Source organism: Streptomyces sp. NPDC048521 (assembly GCF_043199855.1).
Taxonomy (GTDB): domain Bacteria; phylum Actinomycetota; class Actinomycetes; order Streptomycetales; family Streptomycetaceae; genus Streptomyces.
On record NZ_JBICWR010000009.1, the window covers coordinates 312,521 to 334,627 of the forward strand.

At 70.5% G+C, this 22,107-nt stretch carries 22 protein-coding genes; 8 read left to right on the forward strand and 14 right to left on the reverse strand.

The genetic code is table 11. From position 1 onward, the window contains the following. Window positions 1-58 precede the first annotated feature (58 nt). Window positions 59-301 (forward strand): acyl carrier protein, encoded by a 243-nt coding sequence (locus ACGFRF_RS22690; protein ID WP_393742614.1) that lies wholly within the window; start codon window positions 59-61, stop codon window positions 299-301. Between the two features lie 96 nt (window positions 302-397). On the opposite strand, the gene ACGFRF_RS22695 is transcribed toward ACGFRF_RS22690, so the two are convergent. The 3 genes from ACGFRF_RS22695 to ACGFRF_RS22705 form a co-directional block, all read right to left on the reverse strand. After that, complete coding sequence (locus ACGFRF_RS22695; RefSeq protein WP_393742616.1) at window positions 398-838, reverse strand: OsmC family protein; 441 nt, start codon at window positions 836-838, stop codon at window positions 398-400. A 159-nt stretch (window positions 839-997) separates the two neighbouring features. Further along, a complete protein-coding gene (locus ACGFRF_RS22700; RefSeq protein WP_393742618.1) occupies window positions 998-1,918 on the reverse strand; it encodes an NADP-dependent oxidoreductase in 921 nt (306 codons plus the stop codon). Window positions 1,919-2,128: 210 nt separating this feature from the next. After that, window positions 2,129-2,767 (reverse strand): HD domain-containing protein, encoded by a 639-nt coding sequence (locus tag ACGFRF_RS22705; RefSeq protein WP_393742620.1) that lies wholly within the window; start codon window positions 2,765-2,767, stop codon window positions 2,129-2,131. Window positions 2,768-3,062: 295 nt separating this feature from the next. Here ACGFRF_RS22705 and ACGFRF_RS22710 point away from each other — a divergent pair, with 295 nt between their 5' ends. Then, on the forward strand, window positions 3,063-4,052 hold the full coding sequence (locus tag ACGFRF_RS22710) for a GlxA family transcriptional regulator (RefSeq protein ID WP_393742622.1): 990 nt from the start codon (window positions 3,063-3,065) through the stop codon (window positions 4,050-4,052). Window positions 4,053-4,163: 111 nt separating this feature from the next. Then, on the forward strand, window positions 4,164-4,802 hold the full coding sequence (locus ACGFRF_RS22715) for an HD domain-containing protein (protein WP_393742624.1): 639 nt from the start codon (window positions 4,164-4,166) through the stop codon (window positions 4,800-4,802). A gap of 139 nt (window positions 4,803-4,941) precedes the next feature. Here ACGFRF_RS22715 and ACGFRF_RS22720 read toward each other — a convergent pair whose 3' ends face one another. Continuing rightward, entirely contained in the window at window positions 4,942-5,832 is an 891-nt protein-coding gene (locus ACGFRF_RS22720) for a helix-turn-helix transcriptional regulator (protein WP_393742626.1), read from the reverse strand. Between the two features lie 104 nt (window positions 5,833-5,936). On the opposite strand from ACGFRF_RS22720, the gene ACGFRF_RS22725 reads away from it, so the two are divergent. Beyond that, on the forward strand, window positions 5,937-6,635 hold the full coding sequence (locus tag ACGFRF_RS22725; protein ID WP_393742628.1) for an SDR family NAD(P)-dependent oxidoreductase: 699 nt from the start codon (window positions 5,937-5,939) through the stop codon (window positions 6,633-6,635). A 122-nt stretch (window positions 6,636-6,757) separates the two neighbouring features. Beyond that, window positions 6,758-7,741, forward strand: coding sequence for a phosphotransferase family protein (locus ACGFRF_RS22730; RefSeq protein ID WP_393742630.1), 984 nt, complete (start codon window positions 6,758-6,760; stop codon window positions 7,739-7,741). A gap of 382 nt (window positions 7,742-8,123) precedes the next feature. Here ACGFRF_RS22730 and ACGFRF_RS22735 read toward each other — a convergent pair whose 3' ends face one another. Next, complete coding sequence (locus ACGFRF_RS22735) at window positions 8,124-8,972, reverse strand: LysR family transcriptional regulator (RefSeq protein ID WP_393742632.1); 849 nt, start codon at window positions 8,970-8,972, stop codon at window positions 8,124-8,126. Between the two features lie 103 nt (window positions 8,973-9,075). Here ACGFRF_RS22735 and ACGFRF_RS22740 point away from each other — a divergent pair, with 103 nt between their 5' ends. Beyond that, the gene (locus ACGFRF_RS22740) at window positions 9,076-9,801 is read left to right on the forward strand and encodes an SDR family oxidoreductase (RefSeq protein ID WP_393742634.1); all 726 of its coding nucleotides are present in this window, start codon (window positions 9,076-9,078) and stop codon (window positions 9,799-9,801) included. A gap of 120 nt (window positions 9,802-9,921) precedes the next feature. On the opposite strand, the gene ACGFRF_RS22745 is transcribed toward ACGFRF_RS22740, so the two are convergent. Both ACGFRF_RS22745 and ACGFRF_RS22750 read right to left on the reverse strand, forming a co-directional pair. Then, window positions 9,922-10,383 (reverse strand): SRPBCC family protein, encoded by a 462-nt coding sequence (locus ACGFRF_RS22745; RefSeq protein WP_393742636.1) that lies wholly within the window; start codon window positions 10,381-10,383, stop codon window positions 9,922-9,924. A 199-nt stretch (window positions 10,384-10,582) separates the two neighbouring features. Next, on the reverse strand, window positions 10,583-11,287 hold the full coding sequence (locus tag ACGFRF_RS22750) for an SDR family oxidoreductase (protein ID WP_393742638.1): 705 nt from the start codon (window positions 11,285-11,287) through the stop codon (window positions 10,583-10,585). A gap of 184 nt (window positions 11,288-11,471) precedes the next feature. Between ACGFRF_RS22750 and ACGFRF_RS22755 the strand changes: the two genes are divergently transcribed. Continuing rightward, window positions 11,472-12,080, forward strand: coding sequence for a TetR/AcrR family transcriptional regulator (locus ACGFRF_RS22755; protein ID WP_393742640.1), 609 nt, complete (start codon window positions 11,472-11,474; stop codon window positions 12,078-12,080). Window positions 12,081-12,206: 126 nt separating this feature from the next. Here ACGFRF_RS22755 and ACGFRF_RS22760 read toward each other — a convergent pair whose 3' ends face one another. From ACGFRF_RS22760 to ACGFRF_RS22775, 4 genes are all read right to left on the reverse strand, one after another. Continuing rightward, the gene (locus ACGFRF_RS22760) at window positions 12,207-13,613 is read right to left on the reverse strand and encodes an MFS transporter (protein WP_393742642.1); all 1,407 of its coding nucleotides are present in this window, start codon (window positions 13,611-13,613) and stop codon (window positions 12,207-12,209) included. 178 nt (window positions 13,614-13,791) lie between these two features. After that, window positions 13,792-15,249 (reverse strand): NAD(P)/FAD-dependent oxidoreductase, encoded by a 1,458-nt coding sequence (locus ACGFRF_RS22765; protein WP_393742644.1) that lies wholly within the window; start codon window positions 15,247-15,249, stop codon window positions 13,792-13,794. Further along, a complete protein-coding gene (locus ACGFRF_RS22770) occupies window positions 15,246-15,395 on the reverse strand; it encodes a hypothetical protein (RefSeq protein WP_393742646.1) in 150 nt (49 codons plus the stop codon). The genes ACGFRF_RS22765 and ACGFRF_RS22770 overlap by 4 nt, the downstream gene beginning before the upstream one ends. Window positions 15,396-16,163: 768 nt before the next feature. Next, window positions 16,164-17,408, reverse strand: a complete 1,245-nt coding sequence (locus ACGFRF_RS22775) for an MFS transporter (protein WP_393742648.1) — start codon at window positions 17,406-17,408, stop codon at window positions 16,164-16,166. Window positions 17,409-17,542: 134 nt separating this feature from the next. On the opposite strand from ACGFRF_RS22775, the gene ACGFRF_RS22780 reads away from it, so the two are divergent. Further along, the gene (locus ACGFRF_RS22780; protein WP_393742650.1) at window positions 17,543-18,478 is read left to right on the forward strand and encodes a LysR family transcriptional regulator; all 936 of its coding nucleotides are present in this window, start codon (window positions 17,543-17,545) and stop codon (window positions 18,476-18,478) included. Window positions 18,479-18,764: 286 nt separating this feature from the next. Here ACGFRF_RS22780 and ACGFRF_RS22785 read toward each other — a convergent pair whose 3' ends face one another. The 3 genes from ACGFRF_RS22785 to ACGFRF_RS22795 all read right to left on the reverse strand — a co-directional run bounded on the left by ACGFRF_RS22785 (window position 18,765) and on the right by ACGFRF_RS22795 (window position 21,537). Continuing rightward, on the reverse strand, window positions 18,765-19,169 hold the full coding sequence (locus tag ACGFRF_RS22785) for a hypothetical protein (RefSeq protein WP_393742652.1): 405 nt from the start codon (window positions 19,167-19,169) through the stop codon (window positions 18,765-18,767). A 386-nt stretch (window positions 19,170-19,555) separates the two neighbouring features. Continuing rightward, on the reverse strand, window positions 19,556-20,146 hold the full coding sequence (locus tag ACGFRF_RS22790; RefSeq protein ID WP_393742654.1) for a TetR/AcrR family transcriptional regulator: 591 nt from the start codon (window positions 20,144-20,146) through the stop codon (window positions 19,556-19,558). A gap of 50 nt (window positions 20,147-20,196) precedes the next feature. Further along, window positions 20,197-21,537 (reverse strand): MFS transporter, encoded by a 1,341-nt coding sequence (locus ACGFRF_RS22795; RefSeq protein WP_393742656.1) that lies wholly within the window; start codon window positions 21,535-21,537, stop codon window positions 20,197-20,199. Window positions 21,538-22,107: the final 570 nt, after the last annotated feature.

Genomic DNA, 22,107 nt, shown 5'->3' on the forward strand with positions numbered 1-22,107 from the left:
CTGACGAGGAAGTGATACTCGGCGCCTGCCCTAGTATCCGCACACCGTGGGAGAAACCATGGCGACAGGCGAGACCGGCTTCAGCGATGTCGTGTACGACCTCATTTCCGTCCAGTACCACTCGCTGAAGGCCGGGCACGACTACGGCCAGTACGTGCGCGACGCCGAGAACGCGAACAAGAAGGAGATCGCTGACTTCTTCCGATCGGTCATGGAACAGGACTCCGAGCGGGCAGCCCGTTGCCACCAATTCCTGGCACAACTGTCCGGCACGGAGGAGGCAGGTCCGGCTGTGGGGTGACTGAGACCGAGTCCAGCGGCAGCACCGCTCGGGGCCAGGCCCGTGACGGTTCCTGGCCCCACGGCGACCCGCCGGACCCGGCGGACGGGAACGTCCTCAGCTCTCCTCGACCGTGGCGGTGACGGGCGTACCGATCTCCACCGTCCTGCTGACCGTGCAGAGCCGGTCGTGTGAGGTCTTCACCGCTCTCGGCAGGATCGCCCGAGCGCGATCGGCCCCCTCGCCGTCCGGGAAGGACACGCGGAAGGTGACCTGGAGATCGGTGAGCCGGTTGCCGAGATCATCGTTGATCTTGTGGCCGGTCACCGCGACGCTGAACCCGTCCGGTTCGGCGTGGCGGCTGGTGGCGATGTCCACGTCCACCGCCGTGCAGCCTCCGATCGCGGCGAGCAGCAACTCGACCGGAGTGAACTCGGTGTCTGCGTCGGGATCCGAGGAACTGCCGAAGGTGATCGTGCCGCCGCGCGCGTTCGTCGCGACGAAGTGGCCGGTGCTGGTGCGCTCCACCGTGACGGAGCGCAAGGATTCGTCGGTCATGCGGAGACAGTAACTCCGTACGGGCCCGCCCCGGCCTCCGTCGGCACGGGCCGACACGGGCCTCCTTTCCGCCCACGGGCCTGCCGCCCACGGGCCTTCCGACCACGGTGTGGCGGCCGGAAGGAGAGTGGCCTGGGCATCGAGGAGTCCGGCGTCACCTCAGTCCCCGACGACCCGGATGATCGTCCTGCCGGCGATGCGCCGCTCAGGGGAGAACGCGGCGACTGCCTCGGCCAGCGGCCGCACCGCACCGACCCGCACGTCGAGCCGTCCGTCCCTGAGCCGCTGCGCCAGGTCCGCGAGGCGCACGCGGTCGGGCTCGACGACGAAGAAGAGCGCTCGCCCCTCCTTCGGCCGGACGGTGGGCGGCTGGGCGATCGTGACAAGCGTGCCGCCGGCGCGTACGAGCCCGGCCGAGCGGTCGAGGATGTCACCGCCGATCACGTCGAACACCACGTCGACCTCGCCCGCGTCCTGAAGTCGGTCGGTCTCGAGGTCCAGGAACGCATGCGCGCCCAGAGCCAGGACGGTGTCCCGGTCGGCCGCCCGGCCGGTGCCGATCACGTGGGCTCCCGCCTCCAGCGCGAGCTGCACCGCGATCGAACCGACGCTCCCCGCGGCGCCGTGGATGAGGATGCTCTGGCCGGTCGTGATCCGCGCGTGATCGAAGAGACCCTGCCAGGCGGTCAGCCCTGAGACCGGCAGCGCGGCCGCCACCGTGTGGTCGACATCCGCGGGGAGGGCGGCAAGGTTACGGGCCTCCACGGCGACGTACTCGGCCAGCGAGCCGTCGCGAGCCCAGTCGGTCAGTCCGAAGACGCGCTGGCCGACGGTGAGTCCGGTGGTTCCATAACCGAGTTCCGCCACGACGCCCGAAACCTCATGGCCGGGCACGCTGGGCGTGCGGTCACGGCCGGCCCGGTCGGACCACGTTGCGGGCCAGTCGAGCTCCCCGCGGGTGAACCCCGCGGCGTGCACCCGCACAATCACATCGTTCTCGGCGGCGTGGGGATAGGGCAGGTCCGTCAGGGTCAGCCCGCTGACGCCGGCGTCGCGGTCCCGGGCGGTGATGGCTTGCATACGGTTCCCCTCTCTGGATCTCCGAAAGCGTGCGTGTCGATCACGTCAGCGGATCTTTGCCCGGTTCGTCCGCTCCGACCGACGTCCGAAGGGCGACAACCGCCCCCACCTGGCCGACACGGCCGGTGGGTCCGCCGGCGGGGGACTGGACCGCACGGATGACAGCACGCGGACGAACCGTCACCGCCGGTCTGTTCGGGTCAACCCGGATCAACTCGGCCAGGGTGCGTCAGTGACGCGCTCGACCATGCTCTGGCGTCGGAAACCTGGTACGAAGTGTTCCAGCACGTCCGCGTTGACGGTCCCGTATGTGGTGTCCGGCCGATTCTCGAGGCCGTCGACGAATGCCTGCAGAAACTCCTTCTTGAATTCTCCGCGCGGATGGGCGGCGACGATCTCGTCCACCTGGCCACCGTCCAGCCCGTCCAGGCCCCATCCGACGGCGTCGGTCAGAACGCCGTAGTTGGTGGCAGCCGTCTCCGGGCCCATGCGGCCGGGAATCCCCGGCGTCGTGTGCAGCGCGATCGCCATCCAGACCACCTCGGCGGCGCTCTTCGGGAACCCGCGGTCGAGCAGGAACTTGCGCGCATGGTCGGCGCCGTCGAGCTCGAAGCGCTGCTCCTTGTCGGAGAACGGGGTCAGAAGGCCCGTGTCGTGGAACATGGCGGAAATGTAGAGCAGCTCCGGATCGGGCAGGAGGCCGAGCCTGCGCGCGTGCAGGGAACCGAAGAGGAAAACACGCCGGGAGTGATGGAAGAGAAGCGGGTTGGTCGTTTCCCGAAGAAAACTGGTGGCCTCCGAAACTGCTGTTCCCTCGGGGATTTCCACGCCTGCGATGATGCCGGTCATGATGTTCGCGTCTTTCCGATGCGATGTGCGATGAGCGGACACTGCGTCCGTCCTCCACGATGCCCACCTCGTGGCCTTCGGCGCCGCCTCGGCCCGGACGTGAACCACTCGAATCCAGACATCCGCAGACAGCAGGGCGAGCGCATCGACTCTGTGCCGGCTGTGCCGGGCGACGACGTCTTCCAAGAGCTCCCGTCACGCCACTGATCGAGGCGCGGCCGTGGCCAGGGTCGACCTGGGGGACGATGTGAGGGAAGACTCCCGCGCGGGCCGGACCACATCGGGGTGAGAGCAGATGGCAGCGAAGGCACACACTGTCGGCGTACTGGTATTCGACGGCATGAAAATGCTGGACCTCACCGGGCCCGCGGAAGTCTTCAGCGAAGCCAATCGCTACGGCGCGCACTACCGTCTGACCGTCGTCTCGCCCAGCGGGAAGGCGGTGTCCACCTCGATCGGCATGCTCGTACCGGTGGACGCCGAGGTGGCCGACGCGCCCGCCTTCGACACCCTCCTCGTAGTGGGCGGCGACCGGCTGCCCGAGGCGCCGATCGAACCTGACCTGAGCGCCGCCACGGGCGCGCTGGCGTTCAAGGCCGGCCGTGTCGCCTCCGTCTGTACCGGGGCTTTCCTCCTGGGTGCGGCAGGTCTGCTTGACGGCAAGAGGGCAACGACGCACTGGCAGCACACGGCCGCGCTGGCCCGGCGCCATCCGAAGGCGCGGGTGGAACCCGACGCGCTCTTCGTCAAGGACAGCACCACCTACACCTCAGCCGGTGTGACCGCGGGAATCGATCTCGCGCTCGCCTTGCTGGAGGGCGATCACGGACCGGACCTGGCCCGCCGCGTCGCACGGTCACTGGTGGTGTACATGCAGCGTTCCGGTGGGCAGTCGCAGTTCTCCGCCTCACTGCAGGGTCCGGCCCCGCGGACGCCGGTGCTGCGCTTGGTGCAGGACGCCGTCCAGGCGGATCCGACAGCGGATCACAGCCTGGAGGCACTCGCCGCGCGGGCCCGGGTCAGCCCCCGGCACCTGTCCCGCATGTTCCGGAGCGAGCTGGACACCACGCCGATGAAGTACGTGGAACTGATCCGCTTCGACAGGGCAAAGGCCCTGCTGGACTCCGGCCACAACGCCACCGAGGCCGCCGCCATGTCGGGTTTCCCCAGCTACGAGAGCCTGCGTCGCGCCTTCGCACGTCACCTGGGAGTCTCACCGACCGCCTACCAGCACCGGTTCGCGAGCACCGGCTCCGGCTCCCGCACGCCGACCTCCACACCATGACAGTCACGCTTGACCGTTTTCGAGGGCTTGTTGTCCATCGGACAGCGGCGCCGAGCTCCCCCGCGCGTGGATGGTGAGGAGACCACCTCAGCACCGTCCAAGGAGACCGCCATGAGTGAAAAGATCGCCGGTGTCGCGATTCCGGACAGCACACTGGCCCAGGCCGCGACCGAACTGATCCGCGACACGACTCCTCCCTTGATCTTCCATCACTCCCGCCGGGTCTATCTGTTCGGCACCCTGCAGGCCGAGGCGCTGGGACTGAGGCCCGACCCCGAACTGCTCTATGTGGCGGCACTGTTCCACGACACCGGTCTGGTCTCCCCCTACCGCAGCGACGACCAGCGCTTCGAGATGGACGGTGCCGACCAGGCCCGCGCGTTCCTGCTGAGCCATGGCTGCTCCGAGGGCGACGCGGACAAGGTGTGGACGGCCATCGCCCTGCACACCACCCCGGAGGTGCCTTACAAGATGGCACCCGAGATCGCCGCCACCACAGCAGGCGTGGAGACCGATGTGCTCGGCCTGCACCTGAGCAGGGTCACCCAGGCCCAGATCGAAGAGGTCACCGCCGCCCATCCGCGCCCGGACTTCAAGCGACAGATCCTCCAGGCGTTCACCGACGGGTTCAAACACCGCCCGAACAGCACCTTCGGCACGGTCAACGCGGACGTGCTGGAGCACTTCGTCCCGGGCTTCCGGCGTATCGACTTCGTCGACGTCATCCAGAACTCCGCCTGGCCCGAATAGCAGGCCCGACAGTGGTCGACAGCCGCCGGGCAGGCGCCCCTGCCGGCCCGGGGCCGTCGGCGTGCATACGCGCGAGCGCGACAGGCCGCACCAGCGCCGCACAGCGCCACGGCGGGAGCCGTGCCCGTCGCGGTCGTACCTAGCGGCGCGGGTGCGAGCCGTCCGTGGTGTGCGGCTGACCGGCGATCACGGCGAGCTGCATCTTTGTCTCGTCCGCGCTGCCGGGCACGGCGGTCATGACCACCATCTTGAGATCGCAGTCGCCGTCGGTCAGCACATCGCAATCCACGGTGACCGGCCCCACCGAGGGGTGGTCGATCGTTTTGTGGTCCTCGCGGTGAGCGGCCACCGTCCCGTTCGCCCACAGGTCGGCGAACCGTTGGTTGCCCGCTCTCAGTTCGCGGACCAGCGCTGCCAGGCGCGTGTCGTGCGGGAAGCGGCCGGTGGCGCGGCGCAGGTCGGACACGATGGCGGCGTCGGTGGCGTCCCTGTCCCGTTCGATCACGGGCCACAGCCCGAGACGAACACGACGTGCGCCTACCGGGAACCTCTCCCGGGCGAAATTGCGCAGGTGCGGTGGCACCGACGAGGGATCGCCCAGCAGCGCCGCCCAACCGCGGTTCCACCAGATCAGGTGCCAGTCCGCCGCGAACACGGCGACCGCGACGTCCCCGAGCCGGGTGAGCACACGGTGGACGCCCGGTGGGATGTGGTCGGAGATCACGCCGTCCGTCGGCGGGACCAGGTGGGCCAGCCGGTAGAGATGATCACGCTCGGCGGTGGACAGTTGCAGGGCGCGGGCCAAAGACGCCACCACCTGCGCAGACGGTGTCGTGGCCCGCCCCTGCTCCAGGCGCACGACATAGTCGACCGACACCCCGGCGAGTTCGGCGAGTTCCTCGCGGCGCAGCCCGACCGCACGGCGCGCCGGGCCCACGGGCAGTGCCGCGGCCGACGGGGGCAGCCGATTCCGCCATGTACGGATCATCGCGCCCAGCCCGGCCTCGGGTGTCGTCGTCATGATGCCCATCTTCCTGCGCCTCGGTCGTCGACGGGGGTGTCGAAGGTGGTACTGCCGCTCCTACGGTCGAGGCGTCCCTGGCCGGGTGTCGGGGGTGGGCCAACAATGAACGCATGACGATCACCTTCATCACAGGAGCGAACAAGGGGCTCGGACGCGAGACCGCCCGCCGCCTCATCGCACTCGGTCACACCGTGCTTGTCGGAGCCCGCAACCCCGAACAGGGCGCGGAGGCCGCCGCCGTGCTCGGCGCGCGGTTCGTCCCCATCGACGTGACCGACGACGCGTCCGTCACCGCCGCGGCCGCGGATGTCGCCGAGCACGAGGGCTCGATCGACGTTCTGATCAACAACGCCGGCATCCACGGTCCCGCCGGTGATCCCGGCACCCTGACCGGTGCCGACGCCCTTGGTGTCTTCGACGTCAACCTCGCCGGTGTGGTCCGGACGACCACCGCGTTCCTGCCGCTGCTACGCCGATCACCAGACCCGGTCATCGTCAACGTCAGCAGCGGAATGGGCTCGCTGGCCTTCACCCACGACCCGTCGCGGGTCGAGTCTGCCGCCATCGCGCCGCTCTACTCCGCCTCGAAGGCGGCACTCACGATGCTGACCACCCAATATGCCAAAGCGCTGACGGACATCCGCATCAATGCCGCCGATCCCGGCTACACGGCGACCGACCTCAACGGCCACAGCGGACCCCAGACCGTGACCGAAGGGACGGACGCGATCGTCGGCCTGGCGACCGAGAAGCCCGGCGCCGGCTCCGGACGCTTCGTCGACCGAACCGGTGAGATCGCCTGGTCATGATCCCGCGAGACGCGTTGCTCATGTGCCTGTGTGGATGGGGTGTTACGGGCTGAGCCGGTGTGGGTGGCGACGTTTACCGGGTTGCGGATGGGACGGTGGGAGAAGACGGCTAGTCTGCCTCCATGGGATCGGGTGAGGGGACCGGGGACCTCCGCGCAGATCGTGACAGTCAGGGCTGGGGTGCCACGCGGGCCTGGGTGGAAAAGGGGCTGTCCGAGGCGGAGCGCATCGAAAAAGTCGTTCGGCTGCGCGGCGGCTGGACCTCGGAGATGCGCCGCCTGGACGTCTGCGGTCCGGGTGGCCGGCGCTCACTCGTCCTGCGGTCCTTCGTCAAGCCCTTCTTCGTCCGGCACGCGGAGGGCTTGTTGACCCGTGAGGCGACTGTCCTGCGCCTGCTCGGTGACACGGACGTGCCCGCGGCCACGCTGGCGGCGGTGGATGCGACGGCGCAGTACTGCGATCACCCCTCCTTGCTGATGTCGCTGCTGCCGGGGACCGTACGCCTGGGCGATCAGGGTGCCGATGACCGCGCTGAACTGCTGGCGCGGCATCTGGTGCGTATCCATCGGCTGCCGGTGACCGCGCGGCAACGGCCTCGCACCTACCAGGCCTGGGCCTCTCCCGATCGAGTGACTCTGCCCGCAGTCACCGAGCGGCCGGAACTGTGGCAGCGGGCTGTCGACGTCATCCGCCGGGAGCCCCCCGCCTATCAGGGTTGCTTCCTGCACCGGGACTTCCATCCCGGCAACGTCCTGTTCACAGGCACCGGCGACGACCTTCAGATCAGTGGTGTCGTCGACTGGGTGGAGACCTCCTGGGGGCCGGCCGACCTGGACGTGGCGCATTGCTCGACGGCCCTCGCCCTGTTGCACGGGATTCCCGCAGGCATGCGCTTCGCCGATCGTTACGTCGCCGCGGGAGGAACCTTGGCCGAAGACGGCACCGCCCATCTGTACTGGCGGCTGCTGGACGCGTTGGGTTTCGCTCCGGACGCGGAGAAGGTCGCTGGGCCCTGGCGTGAACTGGGCCGCGTCGATCTGACAGCCAGTGTCCTGACGCAAAGGCTGGAGGGATACATCGAATCCCTCTTCGGCCGCTATGCCTGAACCGACCCTGGCCCAATTGCCGCCGAGGTTGCTGCCCTCGATGAGGTGTGCGGCAACATGACGCTGTCCCACTCGCCACCGGTCATGTCGGTCGGGTACCGGCGCAGGTGAAACGGCGGGCCGCCCGCGTTGCAGTGCATGGGCGCGAGGGCAACCGAAGCCGACAAGACCCGCAGTTCAGCCGAGCTGGTAGTCGAACCGGACGCGATGTGTGCCACCGGCGTCACCGGCCGTCCCTCCGGCACCCGAGATCCCGGTCCGGCCAGGACTCGGACACCACCAGCACCGAACTCACCGTCCACACAAGGGCGGCACCGATGCGGGCCGGCCGGCGGTGGCATGCCGAGGGAACGCACGCCTGGCCTGCCCCCTGGCTTGGCTTTCAGAGCCGTGTCGCGGCCCGGACGAGCCCGGCGACGGCTCGGGACCGGCTGTGGGGCGGCCAGGCGATCACCGTCGTGACCGTCGGCGCGTCCAGGACCGGCACGGCGGCGACGTCGTCGCGCAGTTGGGCCCGGCACGACTCCGGCGCGATCCAGCAAGCGCGGCTGAGCGCGACCATCTGGAGCAACTGCGCATGGTCCCGAACCTGCGGACCGGGGCCGTCCGGATATGTGCCGTCCCGGCTGGGCCAGCGCGGCATCGGCAGGCCGGGCAGCTCGGTGACTTCGGCCAACCGCACGTGGGTCCGGGCGGTGAGAGGATGCCCGGCCGGCAGTATCACGACCTGTTCCTCCGTGCGGAGCTCCTCGGTGTCGAACCCGGCCGTCGAGTCGAACGGCCGGTGCAGCAAAGCCACGTCGGCCCGGCCGTCGCGCAGCAGTCGTTCCTGCTCAGCGGGCCCGCACAGGAGCAGGTCGACGGTGACCGCATCGGGTTCGGCGGCGTAGGCGTCGAGCAGTTTCGCCAGCAGTTCGCCGGACGCGCCGGCCTTCGCGGCGAGGACCACGCCGGCGTGACCCGTCGCGGCGAGGGCCGCGCGGCGGGTACGACGCTCGGCGGCCTCGACCGCGTCCAGCGCCGCCCGGGCCTCCCTCAGAAGCACCACCCCGGCATCGGTCAGAGCGACCGTGCGGCTGGTGCGTTCCAGCAACACCGCCCCGAGGCGCCGTTCGAGCAGGCGGATCGCCCGCGACAGCGGGGGCTGCGCGATCCCGAGCCGCTGCGCGGCCCTCCCGAAGTGCAGTTCCTCGGCGACGGCGACGAAGTACCGCAGCTCACGCGTCTCCACGCCGCAATGCTACCTGCTGCGACCGGAATCGATACCCGTGCGGTATCGCCGCCCACCCGATCGGTGTTGGACGCTCCGCCGGGGCTCCAAAAGGATGGTGCGCATGAGCGAACAGACAATCGCGCTGGTGACCGGCGCGAACAAGGGCATCGGGTACGAGATCGCGGCCGGGTTGGGCGGACTCGGCTGGAGGGTCGGGATCGGCGCCCGGAACGAGAAGCGCCGCGAGGCCGCAGTGGCGCAGCTGCAGGCGGCAGGAGTCGACGCGTTCGGCGTACCGCTCGACGTGACCGATGACGCGAGCGTGACCGACGCCACCGGGCTGATCGAGGACCTCGCCGGACGCCTCGACGTCCTTGTGAACAACGCCGGGGTCACCGGCAGCGTGCCGCAGATGCCGACCACGGTCGACCCGGCGACGGTGCGGGCTGCCGTGGAGACCAACGTGATCGGCGTCATCCGCGTCACCAACGCGATGCTGCCGTTGCTGCGCCGCTCGGCGTCCCCACGGATCGTGAACATGTCCAGCAGCGTCGGCTCACTGACCCTGCAGACCACCCCCGGCGCCGAAACGGGCCCGATAGCCGTCGCCTATGCGCCGTCGAAGACGTTCCTGAACGCCGTCACCGTCCAGTACGCCAAGGAACTGCGCGACACGAACATCCTGATCAACGCCGCCTGCCCCGGCTACTGCGCGACCGACCTCAACGGTTTCCGCGGCGTCCGCACCCCGGAACAGGGCGCGGCGATCGCGATCCGACTCGCGACCCTGCCCGACGACGGCCCGACCGGCAGCTTCTTCGACGACGCAGGGGAGGTGCCGTGGTGACCCGATGCCGGTGACTGCATCGCGTCATCGACGACCTCGGCCCGCGTCATGGACGACCTCGGCCCGCCCGTTGCTCGGAGTCCACGTCGGCGGGCGGGCCGAGGTCCCGGGGAGATCCAGCTATCCACCCGGCCTGATGCGTCCGCGCCACGCTCCGGACTCGTCCCCGCGCTGCTCGATGTACTGCTTGAAGCGCTTCATGTCGCCCTTCACGCGCCGGTCGATCGTCCCGAGCATGTCCGCGGCCTTCTCCACGGGCCCGCTGGGCTCGATGTCCATGACGAGCTCCACTTTGGTGTGCATGTCGTCCACGCGCTGGAAGCGGACCATGCCCTTCTGGGCCGTGTCACCTGTGGTGCTGCGCCAGGTGATGCGCTCGTCCGGAAGCTGGTCGACGATCTCGGTGTCGAACTCCCGCCGTACGCCACCGATGCTGGTGGTCCAGTGGTTGTGACGATCGTCCAGCTGCCTGACCTCCTCGACGCCTTCCATGAAGTCCGGGAACGTCTCGAACTGGGTCCACTGGTTGTAGGCGGTGTGGACCGGCACGTCGACTTCCACCGTTTCCTTGACCGTGCTCATCCGTGCGCCTCCGTTGCGTCGTTCGACTGCTCGGGAGCCGAGTACCCGGGGAGCCGTGGCCGGCACCAATGGCTTGGTGCCGGCGGTAATCCGGTCACCGTCTGCGAACAAGCCATTCGGCGAAAGGCGCGGACCTGGGGGCGCCGGGCCGCGCCGTTCTGCGGCGTCTCGGGCGCCGGGTCGCCGAGGGGAGCAGCCGTCAGTGCGCGAGCTGCGGGTACAGCACCTCGACGCCGGCGGACAGGCCGCCCTTCACCTGGCGGCTGACATCGTCGGCGATGATCTCGTAGAGGCCCTTGTCGATGCCCTCCAGGGCGAGCCGGGCGACCTCGGCGGGGTCCGTCTTCGGCGCGTCGACCGCCGCGGCCATGTCGGTGTCCATGTAGCCGACGTGCAGGGCGCTCACCTGCGTGCCCTGGCCGGCCAGTTCCAGGCGCAGCGCATTGGTGATGGACCACGCGGCGGACTTGGCCGCGCAGTAGGCGGCAATGTCCGGCACGGACAGCCAAGACAGCACCGACAGCACGTTGAGGATCGCGCCGCCACCGTTGCGGGCGAGTACGGGCGCGAAGGCGCGCGTGACATCCAGGGTGCCGAACACATGGGTGTCGAATTCCTTGCGGAAGGTGTCGGGGTCGCCCTTGAGCACCGGGCTGCCGAGGGAGGTGCCGGCGTTGTTGATCAGGAGGGTGACGTCGGGGGCCTGCTCGGCCGCGGCCCGCACGGCGGCGGGGTCGGTGATGTCCAGCGCGATCGGGATCGCTCCCTCGACGGTGACCTTGCGGGGGTCGCGGGCCGCTGCGTAGACCTTGCTCGCGCCGGCCTCCAGCAGGGCGCGGACGAAGCGGTCGCCGAGGCCTCGGTTGCCGCCGGTGACGAGGGCGACGGAGCCGTTGACGGTCATGGGATGGGCCTTCTTCCGTGAGGTGGAGAAGTGGAGACGCCGCACGAGGGCCGTACGGCGGGCCGGGCACGGCAACGGGAGGCCGGGCCGGGACACCGAGAGGAAACCGATCGGTTTCCTCGCTGCCCCCCGACCGTAAACCGATCGGTTTCCCCTGTCCAGTCGGCGCGGTAGGCTCGAGCGCATGACAACAGCGAAGGCTGCGCGCGACACCGCCTCCGAGGCATCGCCCGCCCGGGCGCCGCTGCGTGAGCGGCTGCTCGACGCGGCGGCCGAGCTCTTGGAGCAAGAGGGCGTCGGAGTCAGCACCGACGCGCTCTGCCGGGCGGCCGGCGTCTCGAAGCGGTCGATGTACCAGCTGTTCCAAAGCAAGGGCGAGATCATCGCCGCCTCACTGGAGCGCCGGGCACCCCAGCTCACGGCACTGCTGATCCCGCCGCCCGGTGACCCCGTCACGCCGCGCGAGCGCATGCTGTACGTCTTCCGGCGGCTGGAGGAGGCGGCACACGACCCCGGCTACCGCGGCTGCCCCTACCTGTCGACCCTGGTCGAGCTGAAGGACCCGGAGCACCCGGCGAACGTGGTCGCGCTGCGCCAGAAGAACGAGATGACGGCGTTCTTCCAGGCGGAAGCGGAACGGGGCGGCGCCGCCGACCCCGCCTTCCTCGCCCGTCAACTCGCCCTCGTCTACGACGGTGCCGCCGCCCGCGCCGGTGCGGGGGTCGACCACCTTGACGGGCTCGCGTTCAACACCGCGAGCGCGCTCATGGAGGCGGCCGGCGTGCGAAAGTAGCGCGTGCCGAGTCCTCCCCGACGCCCCGCCGCTGGTCGACGGCCACAGCATGCGGCCAGGATGGACCCGGCGGAGGGGAAGACTGCCCCGGCCCGTACGACGGCCTCAAGACTCCCCGTATCCCTCCTACTTCGCCGGCACGCACCGCCAGGCGAGGCCTGCCGCGATCAGGTAGGCGAGGGCGCCGACCACCATGCTGGTGCGCAACCCGGAGGTGTAGTCGGTCGCCGTGGCGAGCAGGCTGCCGCCCAGCGCCACGCCGGTGGCACTGCCGATCTGGCGGGTGGTGTTGAACAGGGCGGAGGCGGCCCCTGAGTACGCGGGGGGCGCGGCACCCATCACGGTGGCGGTTGTGCCGGTGAGAGCGAAGGAGGTACCGAATCCCGCCGCCATCATCGGGGCCACCAGCAGCGGGTAGGCGGGGTCGGGTCCCGCCGCGGTCCAGCCGGCCAGGCCCAGCGCAGCCAGCAGCATTCCGGAGACCACCAGCGGACGATCGCCGGTGCGGCGGGCCAGTCGCCCGGACAGGACGGAGGCGAACATGGTCATCACCACCGCCGGGAACAGCGCCAGCCCCGTTCTGAGGGCGCTGAAGTCGCGCTGGTGCTGGAATTCCAGGCTGGCGGTGAACACCATGCCGTAGAAGCCGAAGTTGAAGAGCAGGCCGATGACGGCTCCACCGGTCATCGCACGAGAGCGCAGCAGTCGGGGCGGGAGAACGGGGGACCGGGCCAGTCGCTCGCGCACCGCGAACGCCGCGGCGGCCGCCACGGCCAGGCCCAGCCCGGCCAGCACAGCCGGATCGGACCAGCCCCGCCGTCCGGCCTCGTTGAGCGCCGCGGTCAGCAGCGCCACCGCCGCCACGACCGCGCACTGCGCCGGCCAGTCCAGGGCCCGGGCGGTGCGCCGGGGCGAGCGTGCCACATGCCGCAGCGTCAGCACCAGGCAGAGCACACCGACAGGGAGATTGATGAGGAACACCCAGCGCCAGCCCACCGTGGAGACGAGCAACCCGCCCAGCAGCGGCCCGGCGGACGCCGCCACGCCCGCCATCGAACCCCACAGCCCGAAGGCCCGCGAGCGCGCGGCCGGCGCCGGGTAGGCCTGCTGGAGCAGGGACAGGGATCCGGGCACGATCAGCGCCGCGCCGAGCCCCTCCATCAGCCGGGCCGCGACCAGGAGGTCGGCGTTCGGCGCGAGCGCACATCCGGCAGAGGACACGGTGAACACCGCCACGCCCGAGCAGAAGACCCGACGGTTGCCGAGCCGGTCGCCCAGCGCGCCGCCGGTCAGCAGGAATCCCGCGAGTGCCAGGGTGTACCCGTCGGTGACCCACTGGACGCCTGTGAGCGAGGCCGACAGTTCCCGGCCGATCACCGGTACAGCGACATTGATGACGGTCACGTCCAGGATCACCATGAAGTACCCGGTGCACACCGCCAGCAGCGGCGCCCAGGACCGTGCCTTCCCTTCCGGGGCCGAGCCGGGGGAGGGCACACACTGACCGCCTTCGCCCGATTCCGCGAACGCCACGGCGTCAACTCCATCTCGCCCACAACACGGACACCAAAAGCCACAATAGGGAAAATCGTCCCGTGTCGTGGGGATTCGGATGGGGCAAGCTGCCGCAGGCGTTTCCCCTGGCGCTCGGTGAGCATGGTCGCGAAGAGGCTGAGCCGCATGGCCCGTTGGCGAGTGTCCGTGGGATGCCTCAGTGCTCGCGTGGGAGCCGGTCAGCACTCGATGAGCGTTGCCCTCCGCCCGAGGACTCTTCCAAGTCCTTGAGGAGAGCTCGTTCGGCCGGCGTGAACGGGGGGCGGTCGAGTGGTGGGCGGAGGGGGCCGAGGAGGGCCGTCAGCAGCACGCTCGGGTGGACAAGTGTGGTGGGTGGGGCTTGGAGGGCGAGTACGTCGGTCAGGGATGTGGCGGCGTGGAAGGAGCCCGTCGCGGTACGGGACAGGCGGCTGACGTAGCGGTTCAGGAGCCGGTCGGCGAGGTTGGGGTTCTTGCCCCGGGTGGTGGAGTAGTGGATGTCCTGCCCGGTGGCGAGGGCCCACGCGCTGCCGACGGGGCGGGCGATGGCGCGCTGGGCGCGACGGGCGAGACCCGGGGCGAGGCCGTTGGCGGTCAGGTCGCGCAGGGCGCGTGCGCCCTGCGCCGCCACCGAGATGCCTTGCCCGTACACGGGGTTGAAGGTCGCGGCCGAGTCCCCGAGCACCACGAGGCCCTCCGGCCAGTGGGGGAGGCGTTCGTAGGAGTGGCGCCGGTTGATGGTGCTGTGGGTGAGGGTGACGTCGGTGAGCGGTTCGGCGTGTGCCAGGAGGTCGGCGAGGAGTGGATGACGCAGGGTGCGGGCGAAGGGTTCGAAGGTGTCCGAGTCACGGGTGGGATGTCCACCGGGGGTGCCCATCAGGCTGACGTGCCAGCGGTCGCCCTCGATCGGCAGGATGGCGCCTGATTTTCCGGGCTGGGGCAGACGCGGGTCGGCCTGGATGCTGACCACGGGCCAGTCGCGGGTGGGAACGGGTGCGCGGTACATGCGGCTGGCGTAGACCAGGCCGGAGTCGATGTGGTCCTGCCCCAGGTCGCTGATGCCCAGCTGGGCGAGCCACCGGGGAGTGCGGGAGGCCCGGCCGGAGGCGTCGATGACGAGCTCCGCGTGCAGCTCGGCTTCGACACCGTCGGTGGTGCGGACCCGGACCCCCTTGACGGTGTCGCGGTCGCCGAGCAACTCGACGGCCCTGGTGTGCGTGCGCACGCCGACACGAGGGTCCTTGAGGACGTGTTCCCGGACCACGAAGTCGATCAGGTCGCGGCTTGCGGTGATCAGGTAGTGGGTGGCGCGCTCCCAGCGGCGGTACCAACCTTCCGGAGAGTAGATGACCATGTTCCTGGTCACAGGTATGCGGTGGGCGCCTGCGGCCAGGAGCTGGTCGACGGTGCCGGGCAGGAGAGCCTCGATGGCCTCGGCACCACCGGTCTGCAGGAGGTGGATGTGGGCGGCTTGGGGCACACCGGTGCGTGGCTCGGGTCCGTCGGGCAGTTGGTGGGCCTCGATGATGTCGACAGAATCAACCTGGTCCTTGACGGCAGCCGCAGCGAGCAGGCCGGCGATGCTGCCACCGACGACGACTGCACGGTGGGGGCGGCGGCGTGAGGCTTCACTCATGACGATCTGCTTTCTTCAAGGGCACCAACGTGATTCAGGACATCCGGCATCACGGGCGATGTGAGTGCCAGGGACAGAGGAATGCGGGCGGCGGCGTGGAGCGCGACGTCCATGCGCAAGTCAGCGGACAGGTCGGTGTCGGTCACTGCCGGGTTGATGCGCGGGATCGGTGTTCTCCTCGTAGGCGATCAGGCCGTGGCCGGTACGGTCGAGCCATAACCTGGTGGCTGTCCCCGGGGGGAACGCCGTCGCCCGCAGCCGGACCGGCCGGCCCCGCACGTCTCGCGCGCCTGCCGCAGAGCCATGCCGCGGACGTCGTCGCGCCCCGACAACGCTCCCGCCGGCGGGTTCACTGCGGCATCCGGGCTGTCAACTGGGAACCCTTTCACCGGAACAGACCTTCCGCGCCCAGAGGCCGGAGATGCCCAACCGCCGAGCCCCTCAAGACGCTCAAGCGTCACCGGCAGAGGCGGGACCTCATCCACCAGGGGACTCCCAGGGTGCGCAACGGATCGCGTTGGCGTGCGCATGGCACCCTACCGACGCCCGACTTCCGCGGCAACGATCGTTTACCGACGGACCGGCCATCCCTGTCCCGGCACATGATCCTCCCCTCCGGACAGCCCACCTCGGCCTCAACGGGTTGCCTCGATGGTGCGCCGGCCTACCGGTCAGCATCCGGCCGATCGAAGGACGGGAGGGTGTCACCATCGGTCCGTTGGCCATTCGGACGGACTACGTCTGTATCGCCAGTGCCGCATCTGGCAACGTTCGCCCTGTCCTGACATTGGCAGCCGTTGACGCACCGGACGCCGAGGACTGACGCCGCTTCAGCCACTTCATGCGAGGTACCTCCGAGGAGTGTCAGCCGTCGGGGCGGCGCAGCCCGGCCGCGGTGACGGACGCGGCGGCGGTCAGGTGCCACTCGGTGTCGGCTCCGGCTGGGAGAGACGCGCCGCCGCGCGGCGGGGGAGCAGCAGCGGGGTCGTGAGCAGGAGCACGCCGGCCAGGCCGATGGCCGTACGCGGGCCGAGCAGGCCGCCCAGCACGCCCCAGACGGCCGTCAGCAGTGCGGTCGACGCCTTGGTCGTCACCGCCCAGGCGGACAGCGTGCGGGTGACCCGGTCCGGCGCGGTGCGCTCGAGGCGGTAGGTGGCGTAGACGGGGTTGAAGATGCCGCAGCAGAAGATGAGCCCGAGTTCGACACCCATCACCAGCAGCAGCCCTCCGGAACCCGGACCCAGGAAGGCCAGGCCGATAGGCCAGAGCGCGCGCAGCGACCCGACCACGACCAGGACCTGGTGCTGACCGAACCGGGTGACGAGCGGTCGGGCCAGCCGTGAACCGAGCAGCCCGCCGATCGAGGGCGCGGCGAAGGCGAGACCGTACTGCCAGGGTGCGAATCCGAGCCGGCCGAGCATGAGGACGGCCAGCAGCGGCTGGGCGGCCATCACCAGGCCGTTGAACAGGGCGGTGTTGAAGAACAGCGGACGCAGCGTCGGGTCGGCGAGGATGTACCGCCAGCCGTGGAGCAGGTCCCTGGGCCGCATGCGCGCGGCCTCACGGCGCTCGGGTCGCGGCTCGTGCCCGCCCATCGCCCGGATGCCCAGGGCCGAGAGCAGGTAGCTGAGCGCGTCGGCCACCACCGTCGCCACCGGACCGAGGAGCCCGATCGCCGCGCCGCCCAACGGCGGTCCGATGATCGTGGTCGTCCAGGCCGTCGACTCGAACCGGGCGTTGGCGACGAGCAGGTCCTCGGCCGGCAGCAGCGTCTTCAGATAGGCACCGGAGGCGGCGCGGAAGGTGATGTCGGCCGCCGCGACGACGACCGAGACCAGCAGGAGCTGAAGGAAGGTGAGCGCGCCGAGCGCGAACGCGGTGGGGATCGTCAGCAGCGCCGCGAACCGCACCAGGTCCATCGCGATCAGTACGGGCCGCTTGCGGCGGAACTCCACCCACGGGCCGAGCGGCACCGCCACGGCCGCGCCCACCGCAGCCCCCACGGAGGCGAGCGCGGCGACCTCGGCCGGTCCGGAGTGCAGCACCTTGATGGCGATCAGCGGGAACGCGCCGAAGGCGAGCCATGTGCCGAGCGCGCTGGTCCCGTACGCTCCCCAGAGCCATCCGAACGGCCGCCCCAGCCGATGTCCGCTCCTCATGCTCGACGCCCCTCCCTACTCGCTCCGCACAACCGATCCGCGATCGGAAGCATCAAAGCGACCACCATCACCAGCGATCAAACAACCGCAGGGCCGGCAGCCACAACCAGCGGTTGTGTGCTTAGGGTGTCGGCATGGACCTCGACACCGTCCGGACCTTCGTCGCCGCCGCCGACGCGGGGCAGTTCCAGGAGGCCGCCGCCGAGCTGGCGATCACGCAGCAGGCTGTCTCCAAGCGCGTCGCGGCCCTGGAGCGCAGCCTCGGCGTGCGGCTGTTCACCCGCACCGCGCGTGGCGCCGCGCTCACCATCGACGGGCAGGCGTTCCTGCCCCACGCGCGCGAGCTGCTGCGCGTCGCCGAGCGCGCGGTCGCGTCCGTGCGCACCGGCCGCCGTCCGCTGCGCGTCGACGTGATCGCCTCGCGCGTCGCGCCGTCGGGCCTGATGCGCGGCTTCCACCGTGCGCATCCCGAGATCGACCTCGACGTGGTGATGCTGTTCGACGTCGAAGCGGCCGTCGCCGCCATCCGGTCCGGCGCGATCGACGCGTCCTTCCGTGCCGTCGCCGTGCCCGGCCGACCCCTGCCCGAGGACATCGAGTCCGTCCGGGTGCTCGACGAGCCGCTCCAGCTCCTCACCGGCCCCGCCCACGCGCTGGCGGGCGCCCGGTCGGTGACCGTCGCCCAGCTGGCCGGGCACCGGATCTGGATGCCCGGCATCGTCCCCGGTACCGAGTGGGCGGCCTACTACGACGACCTCGTCGCCGAGTTCGCTCTCACCATCGAGGCGACCGGCCCGAACTTCGGCTCGGACGCGCTCCTCGACACCATCGCCGACACCCCGGCCCTGGCCACCTTCATCGGCGAGCAGACCCGCCTCGTCTGGCCCGCCGACCACGGCCTGCGCCGCATCCCGGTGACCGACCCGACGCCCCTCTACCCGCACTCGCTCCTCTGGCACCGCGACAACCCCCACCCGGCGCTGGCCATCCTCCGTGCCCACCTCGCCGCCACGGCGGCCGGCCACGACGCCGCCGGAACCTGGACGCCGGACTGGGTGATTCCGCGCTGACCGCCGCCGATCATGGTGGCCGGATCGAGTAAGGGCACCTACGGCGTCGCCAAGCACTGGTCGTCTCTCGCCTCGTGCGGGCGGACCCCGGAGACGCCCGGAACCCGCCATGTGGTGGGGAGGCGACAGGCACTACCTCAGCAAGGAGCCGCACAACGGGTATCCGGCGCTGTTTCGAGCGATGGTCCGTAGGTGGCAGGCGAGTGCCGGCGAAAGCATGCACGGGACGACGCGGCCGGAGAAGCGCGTAGCCGCCGCCCCGGCGAGCGCCGGAATCTTGGGGATGTCACGGGCCGATGCGCTCGGCTCGCTCTGCGGCTGCCGTCTCCAGCAAGGGCCAGCCGTCGACCTCCACCGCCCGTCGTTCCCCCGGCTGCCACCCGCGGGCCGACGCCGCGTCGAGCAGGGCCCGAACCGCCCCCGGTTCGTGCAGGTTCAAGGAGCCGCCCCCGATGTACCCCACGTCGCCGGAGCCCATGGGGGCGCCGCCCGGGACGTACCGGCCCGGACCCTCGGCGAAGACGATGCGCAGCGGACCGCCGGTGCCGGCCGGCTGCGGGTACAGCGTGAGGGTCTCACGGCAGTCGGCGGACCGGCCGTTGTCCACAACGCGGTGGCTGTGGCGGAGCGTCCAGAGATAGGTGCGCCCCTCGGCGACCAGGCGGCGTGGCTTCTTCGAACGGCGCGGCATGGAGCCGAGGGTACGCGGCCTGATCCACCGACGCCCCTGATTCAGACGCGCCTGCGGGGCGGCGCAGGTTGCCGCATCGGTTGATCCGCGTCGGGCCACCTGCTTCCACGCCGTTGGCGCCGACCGCGTCAACTCCCTCCTCGCCCGCCGCGCCGCCGTGGCTTGCGACGCGTTATGAACCGTCTGCGTGTACCGCGTAGACGTACCGCTTGCCGCCGTACTCGCTGAGGTTCCAGATCACGGATTCGCCGTAGGCCCAGCCGGACGCGCCGCTGCTGTGGAAGCAACGTCCCTGGCCCCCCCGTCCTCCCGGTCGCCCCCTGGCCGGCCGGCGACGGCCCCGACGGACCTCGAACGCCATCGCGGTCGCGTCCGGACCGCCGAGGTCATGCCCTCGCGGACGCGAGTGGTGCCGCGTCGAGCAGGACGGACGCGGCCGCGCGCGCGGTGGCGGCGGCCGAGGGGTCGCGGTCCATCCGGGCGGACTGCTGGGCACCGTCGTAGAGCAGGTGCAGCCGGCGGGCGAGTCCTTCGGGGTCGGCATACCCGGACCGCGTGGCCAGATCGGTGAACAGGCCGCGCACCCAGGCCCGGTACTTCTCAGCGGCGCGCCTGATCCGACTGTCCTCGGGCACCTCGGCGGTGGCCCGTACGAACGGGCAGCCGTTGTAACGCGGATCGGTGAACATCTCGCCCTGCGCGTCGAAGACGCCGAGCAGTTGCTCGCGCGGGGTGCGGAAGCGGGTGAGGGTGTGGGTGATCCGGTCCTTGATGCGGGCGTTGCGGAGGTCCAGGTAGGCCGTGATCAGCTCTTCCTTGCTGCCGAAGGTGTTGTAGAGGGACGCCTTGGCCACCCCGGCGTGCTCGATGACGCGGTCGATGCCGACGGTCTGCACGCCCTCGTTGTAGAACAGCTCGTTGGCTGCTTCGAGCAGACGCTCACGTGCTGATGGCTTCTTCGCGGCTACGGTCGCCATGACCATCACCCTCTCAGACAGACCTGTTCATTCTACTGGTATGCGTTCCGTCAGCCGCGGGTCCGCGCGACGGCCACTGCCTCGGAGGCGGGTTCGGCCTGCGCCGTGACCACCGCCACCCGCTTTACGCGGCGGCCGCTGAGCAGCAGGCCGGCCAGGGCCGCGACGGCCAGCACGATGACGGCGATGCCGTACTCCCGCGCGGTCTGCACCAGGCCGCCGCCATGCACGACCAGGACACCTGCGATCACCGCGGGCACACCCAGGCCCAGGTAGCACACGACGTACAGCAGGGACAGCACACCGGCCCGCTCGTGCGGCTCGACGGCCGGTATCACCATGCGGATGCCGCCCTGGAAGCCGCTGCCGAAGCCGAAGCCGGAGATCGCGGCACCCAAGAAGAAGCCCGTCGCAGAGAGCGGGCCGCCGGTGCCTGAGGCGATCGACACCAGGGTGATCACCACACCGACGACCAGTGTGCCGGCCCCGAGCAGCATGACGTCGCGCGTCGCGGTGCGACGCAGCACCACCACGGCAAGGGCCGCGAAGGCGGCGAGCACGAACAGCGGGAGTCCACCCCACACCACGGAGGTGGAGTGCACGAGGGAACGGGTGAGGGCCGGCCCCAGCGCGCCGTAGAGGCCGGTCAGTGCCCACACCGCGAACAGCACGGGAGCGGCGATCGCCACCGACGTGCGGGCGGACTTGGGCAGCTTGATCTCCGGGGCCATGCTGGCGAGCGCACCGGGCTTGCGGCTTATCGTCTCAGGCAGGGCGAGCACGGCCAGCGCCTGCAGGACGAACACACCGAGCAGTACGACGTAGACCAGGTGGGTGGGTGCCGGCAGATACTGCACGATCAGGCCGGAGACCAGGGCGCCACTGGCGGTTCCCATCGCGGGGGCGAAGGAGTTCAGGAAGCCGCCCCGGCGCGGATCGATGTCGAGCATGCCGGCGCCGAGCGCACCGACCGCCGCGCCGGTGCTCAGGCCCTGCAGGACGCGGGCGGCCAGCAGTGCGTCCACTCCGTCGGCGGTGACGAACACGACCATCGCCAGGGCCTGACCGATGAGAGCCATCAGCAGGACCGGCCGTCGGCCCACATGGTCGGAGATCTTGCCGAGAACCAGGAGCGAGACCAGCACGGCGACCGCGTAGACACCGAAGACGACGGTGATGGTGATGGGAGTAAAGCCCCAGCGCTGCTGGTAGATCGCGTACAGCGGGGTGGGGGCGCTGGACGCGGCCAGCAGCGACACGAGGATCGAGGCCAGCAGGCCGATGGAGGCGATGGGTCCGAGGGCCCGGCGTCGCGGGGCGGCGTGTGCCGGAGGTCGCCGGATCGAGTCGGCTCTCGAGGTGGCTCGACGTGCGGTGGATGCGGGGCTCATGGAGCACTCTCCAGGACTAGGGGGAGGTACCCCCCTCAACCCTAGACAGGTCTGTCTGATTCCGGCCCGGGCGAGTTGTGAGGTGCGTCCCACCGCCACGCGCCGCCGCACAAGGGTTCCAGGCCGGCTGAGGAGACCGGCAATCCGTACCTGACGGGCCTGCGCGGTAGGCGGGGGCGTAGGCCGGAGTCTGCTGCTGACAGCTGTTCGGTGATCGGCGTACCCGTGCGGGGCGGGCGCCGCCGAGGGCGCCGCGGCCGGTACGGCCGGGTTCCGGATCGTCTTCCTCACCTCGCGAGGCCACCTGTGCGACACGGCCGACTTCGACGACACCGCCTTCGAGCGGCGCTCCTGGGACGCGAGGGTCGCGGACGGCCCCGAACGGTATGCGCGCCCTTTCGCTCAGGTGGCGCGGCGTCGCCCGGTACGCACTCGACCCCGCCAACCCGGCCAGGGCTGTGGAAGGCCTCCGGGGAGTTCGTCCCGGCGCGGTGAGGCACCGGCCACACGTGCCCAGGGGCTCATTCGCCCGGCCCCGGAATGCCGATTAAGGTGCCGCTATGCGTGCCG

Bases quoted from the DNA above. Each gene is read 5' to 3' on its own strand.
- ACGFRF_RS22790 (WP_393742654.1), bottom strand. From the start codon at position 20,146: ATGGCGACCGTAGCCGCGAAGAAGCCATCAGCACGTGAGCGTCTGCTC.
- ACGFRF_RS22780 (WP_393742650.1), top strand. From the start codon at position 17,543: ATGGACCTCGACACCGTCCGGACCTTCGTCGCCGCCGCCGACGCGGGG.
- ACGFRF_RS22775 (WP_393742648.1), bottom strand. From the start codon at position 17,408: ATGAGGAGCGGACATCGGCTGGGGCGGCCGTTCGGATGGCTCTGGGGA.
- ACGFRF_RS22700 (WP_393742618.1), bottom strand. From the start codon at position 1,918: ATGCAAGCCATCACCGCCCGGGACCGCGACGCCGGCGTCAGCGGGCTG.
- ACGFRF_RS22715 (WP_393742624.1), top strand. From the start codon at position 4,164: ATGAGTGAAAAGATCGCCGGTGTCGCGATTCCGGACAGCACACTGGCC.
- ACGFRF_RS22695 (WP_393742616.1), bottom strand. From the start codon at position 838: ATGACCGACGAATCCTTGCGCTCCGTCACGGTGGAGCGCACCAGCACC.
- ACGFRF_RS22765 (WP_393742644.1), bottom strand. From the start codon at position 15,249: ATGAGTGAAGCCTCACGCCGCCGCCCCCACCGTGCAGTCGTCGTCGGT.
- ACGFRF_RS22705 (WP_393742620.1), bottom strand. From the start codon at position 2,767: ATGACCGGCATCATCGCAGGCGTGGAAATCCCCGAGGGAACAGCAGTT.
- ACGFRF_RS22755 (WP_393742640.1), top strand. From the start codon at position 11,472: ATGACAACAGCGAAGGCTGCGCGCGACACCGCCTCCGAGGCATCGCCC.
- ACGFRF_RS22710 (WP_393742622.1), top strand. From the start codon at position 3,063: ATGGCAGCGAAGGCACACACTGTCGGCGTACTGGTATTCGACGGCATG.
- ACGFRF_RS22725 (WP_393742628.1), top strand. From the start codon at position 5,937: ATGACGATCACCTTCATCACAGGAGCGAACAAGGGGCTCGGACGCGAG.
- ACGFRF_RS22690 (WP_393742614.1), top strand. From the start codon at position 59: ATGGCGACAGGCGAGACCGGCTTCAGCGATGTCGTGTACGACCTCATT.
- ACGFRF_RS22745 (WP_393742636.1), bottom strand. From the start codon at position 10,383: ATGAGCACGGTCAAGGAAACGGTGGAAGTCGACGTGCCGGTCCACACC.
- ACGFRF_RS22750 (WP_393742638.1), bottom strand. From the start codon at position 11,287: ATGACCGTCAACGGCTCCGTCGCCCTCGTCACCGGCGGCAACCGAGGC.
- ACGFRF_RS22720 (WP_393742626.1), bottom strand. From the start codon at position 5,832: ATGGGCATCATGACGACGACACCCGAGGCCGGGCTGGGCGCGATGATC.
- ACGFRF_RS22730 (WP_393742630.1), top strand. From the start codon at position 6,758: ATGGGATCGGGTGAGGGGACCGGGGACCTCCGCGCAGATCGTGACAGT.
- ACGFRF_RS22785 (WP_393742652.1), bottom strand. From the start codon at position 19,169: ATGCCGCGCCGTTCGAAGAAGCCACGCCGCCTGGTCGCCGAGGGGCGC.
- ACGFRF_RS22795 (WP_393742656.1), bottom strand. From the start codon at position 21,537: ATGAGCCCCGCATCCACCGCACGTCGAGCCACCTCGAGAGCCGACTCG.
- ACGFRF_RS22740 (WP_393742634.1), top strand. From the start codon at position 9,076: ATGAGCGAACAGACAATCGCGCTGGTGACCGGCGCGAACAAGGGCATC.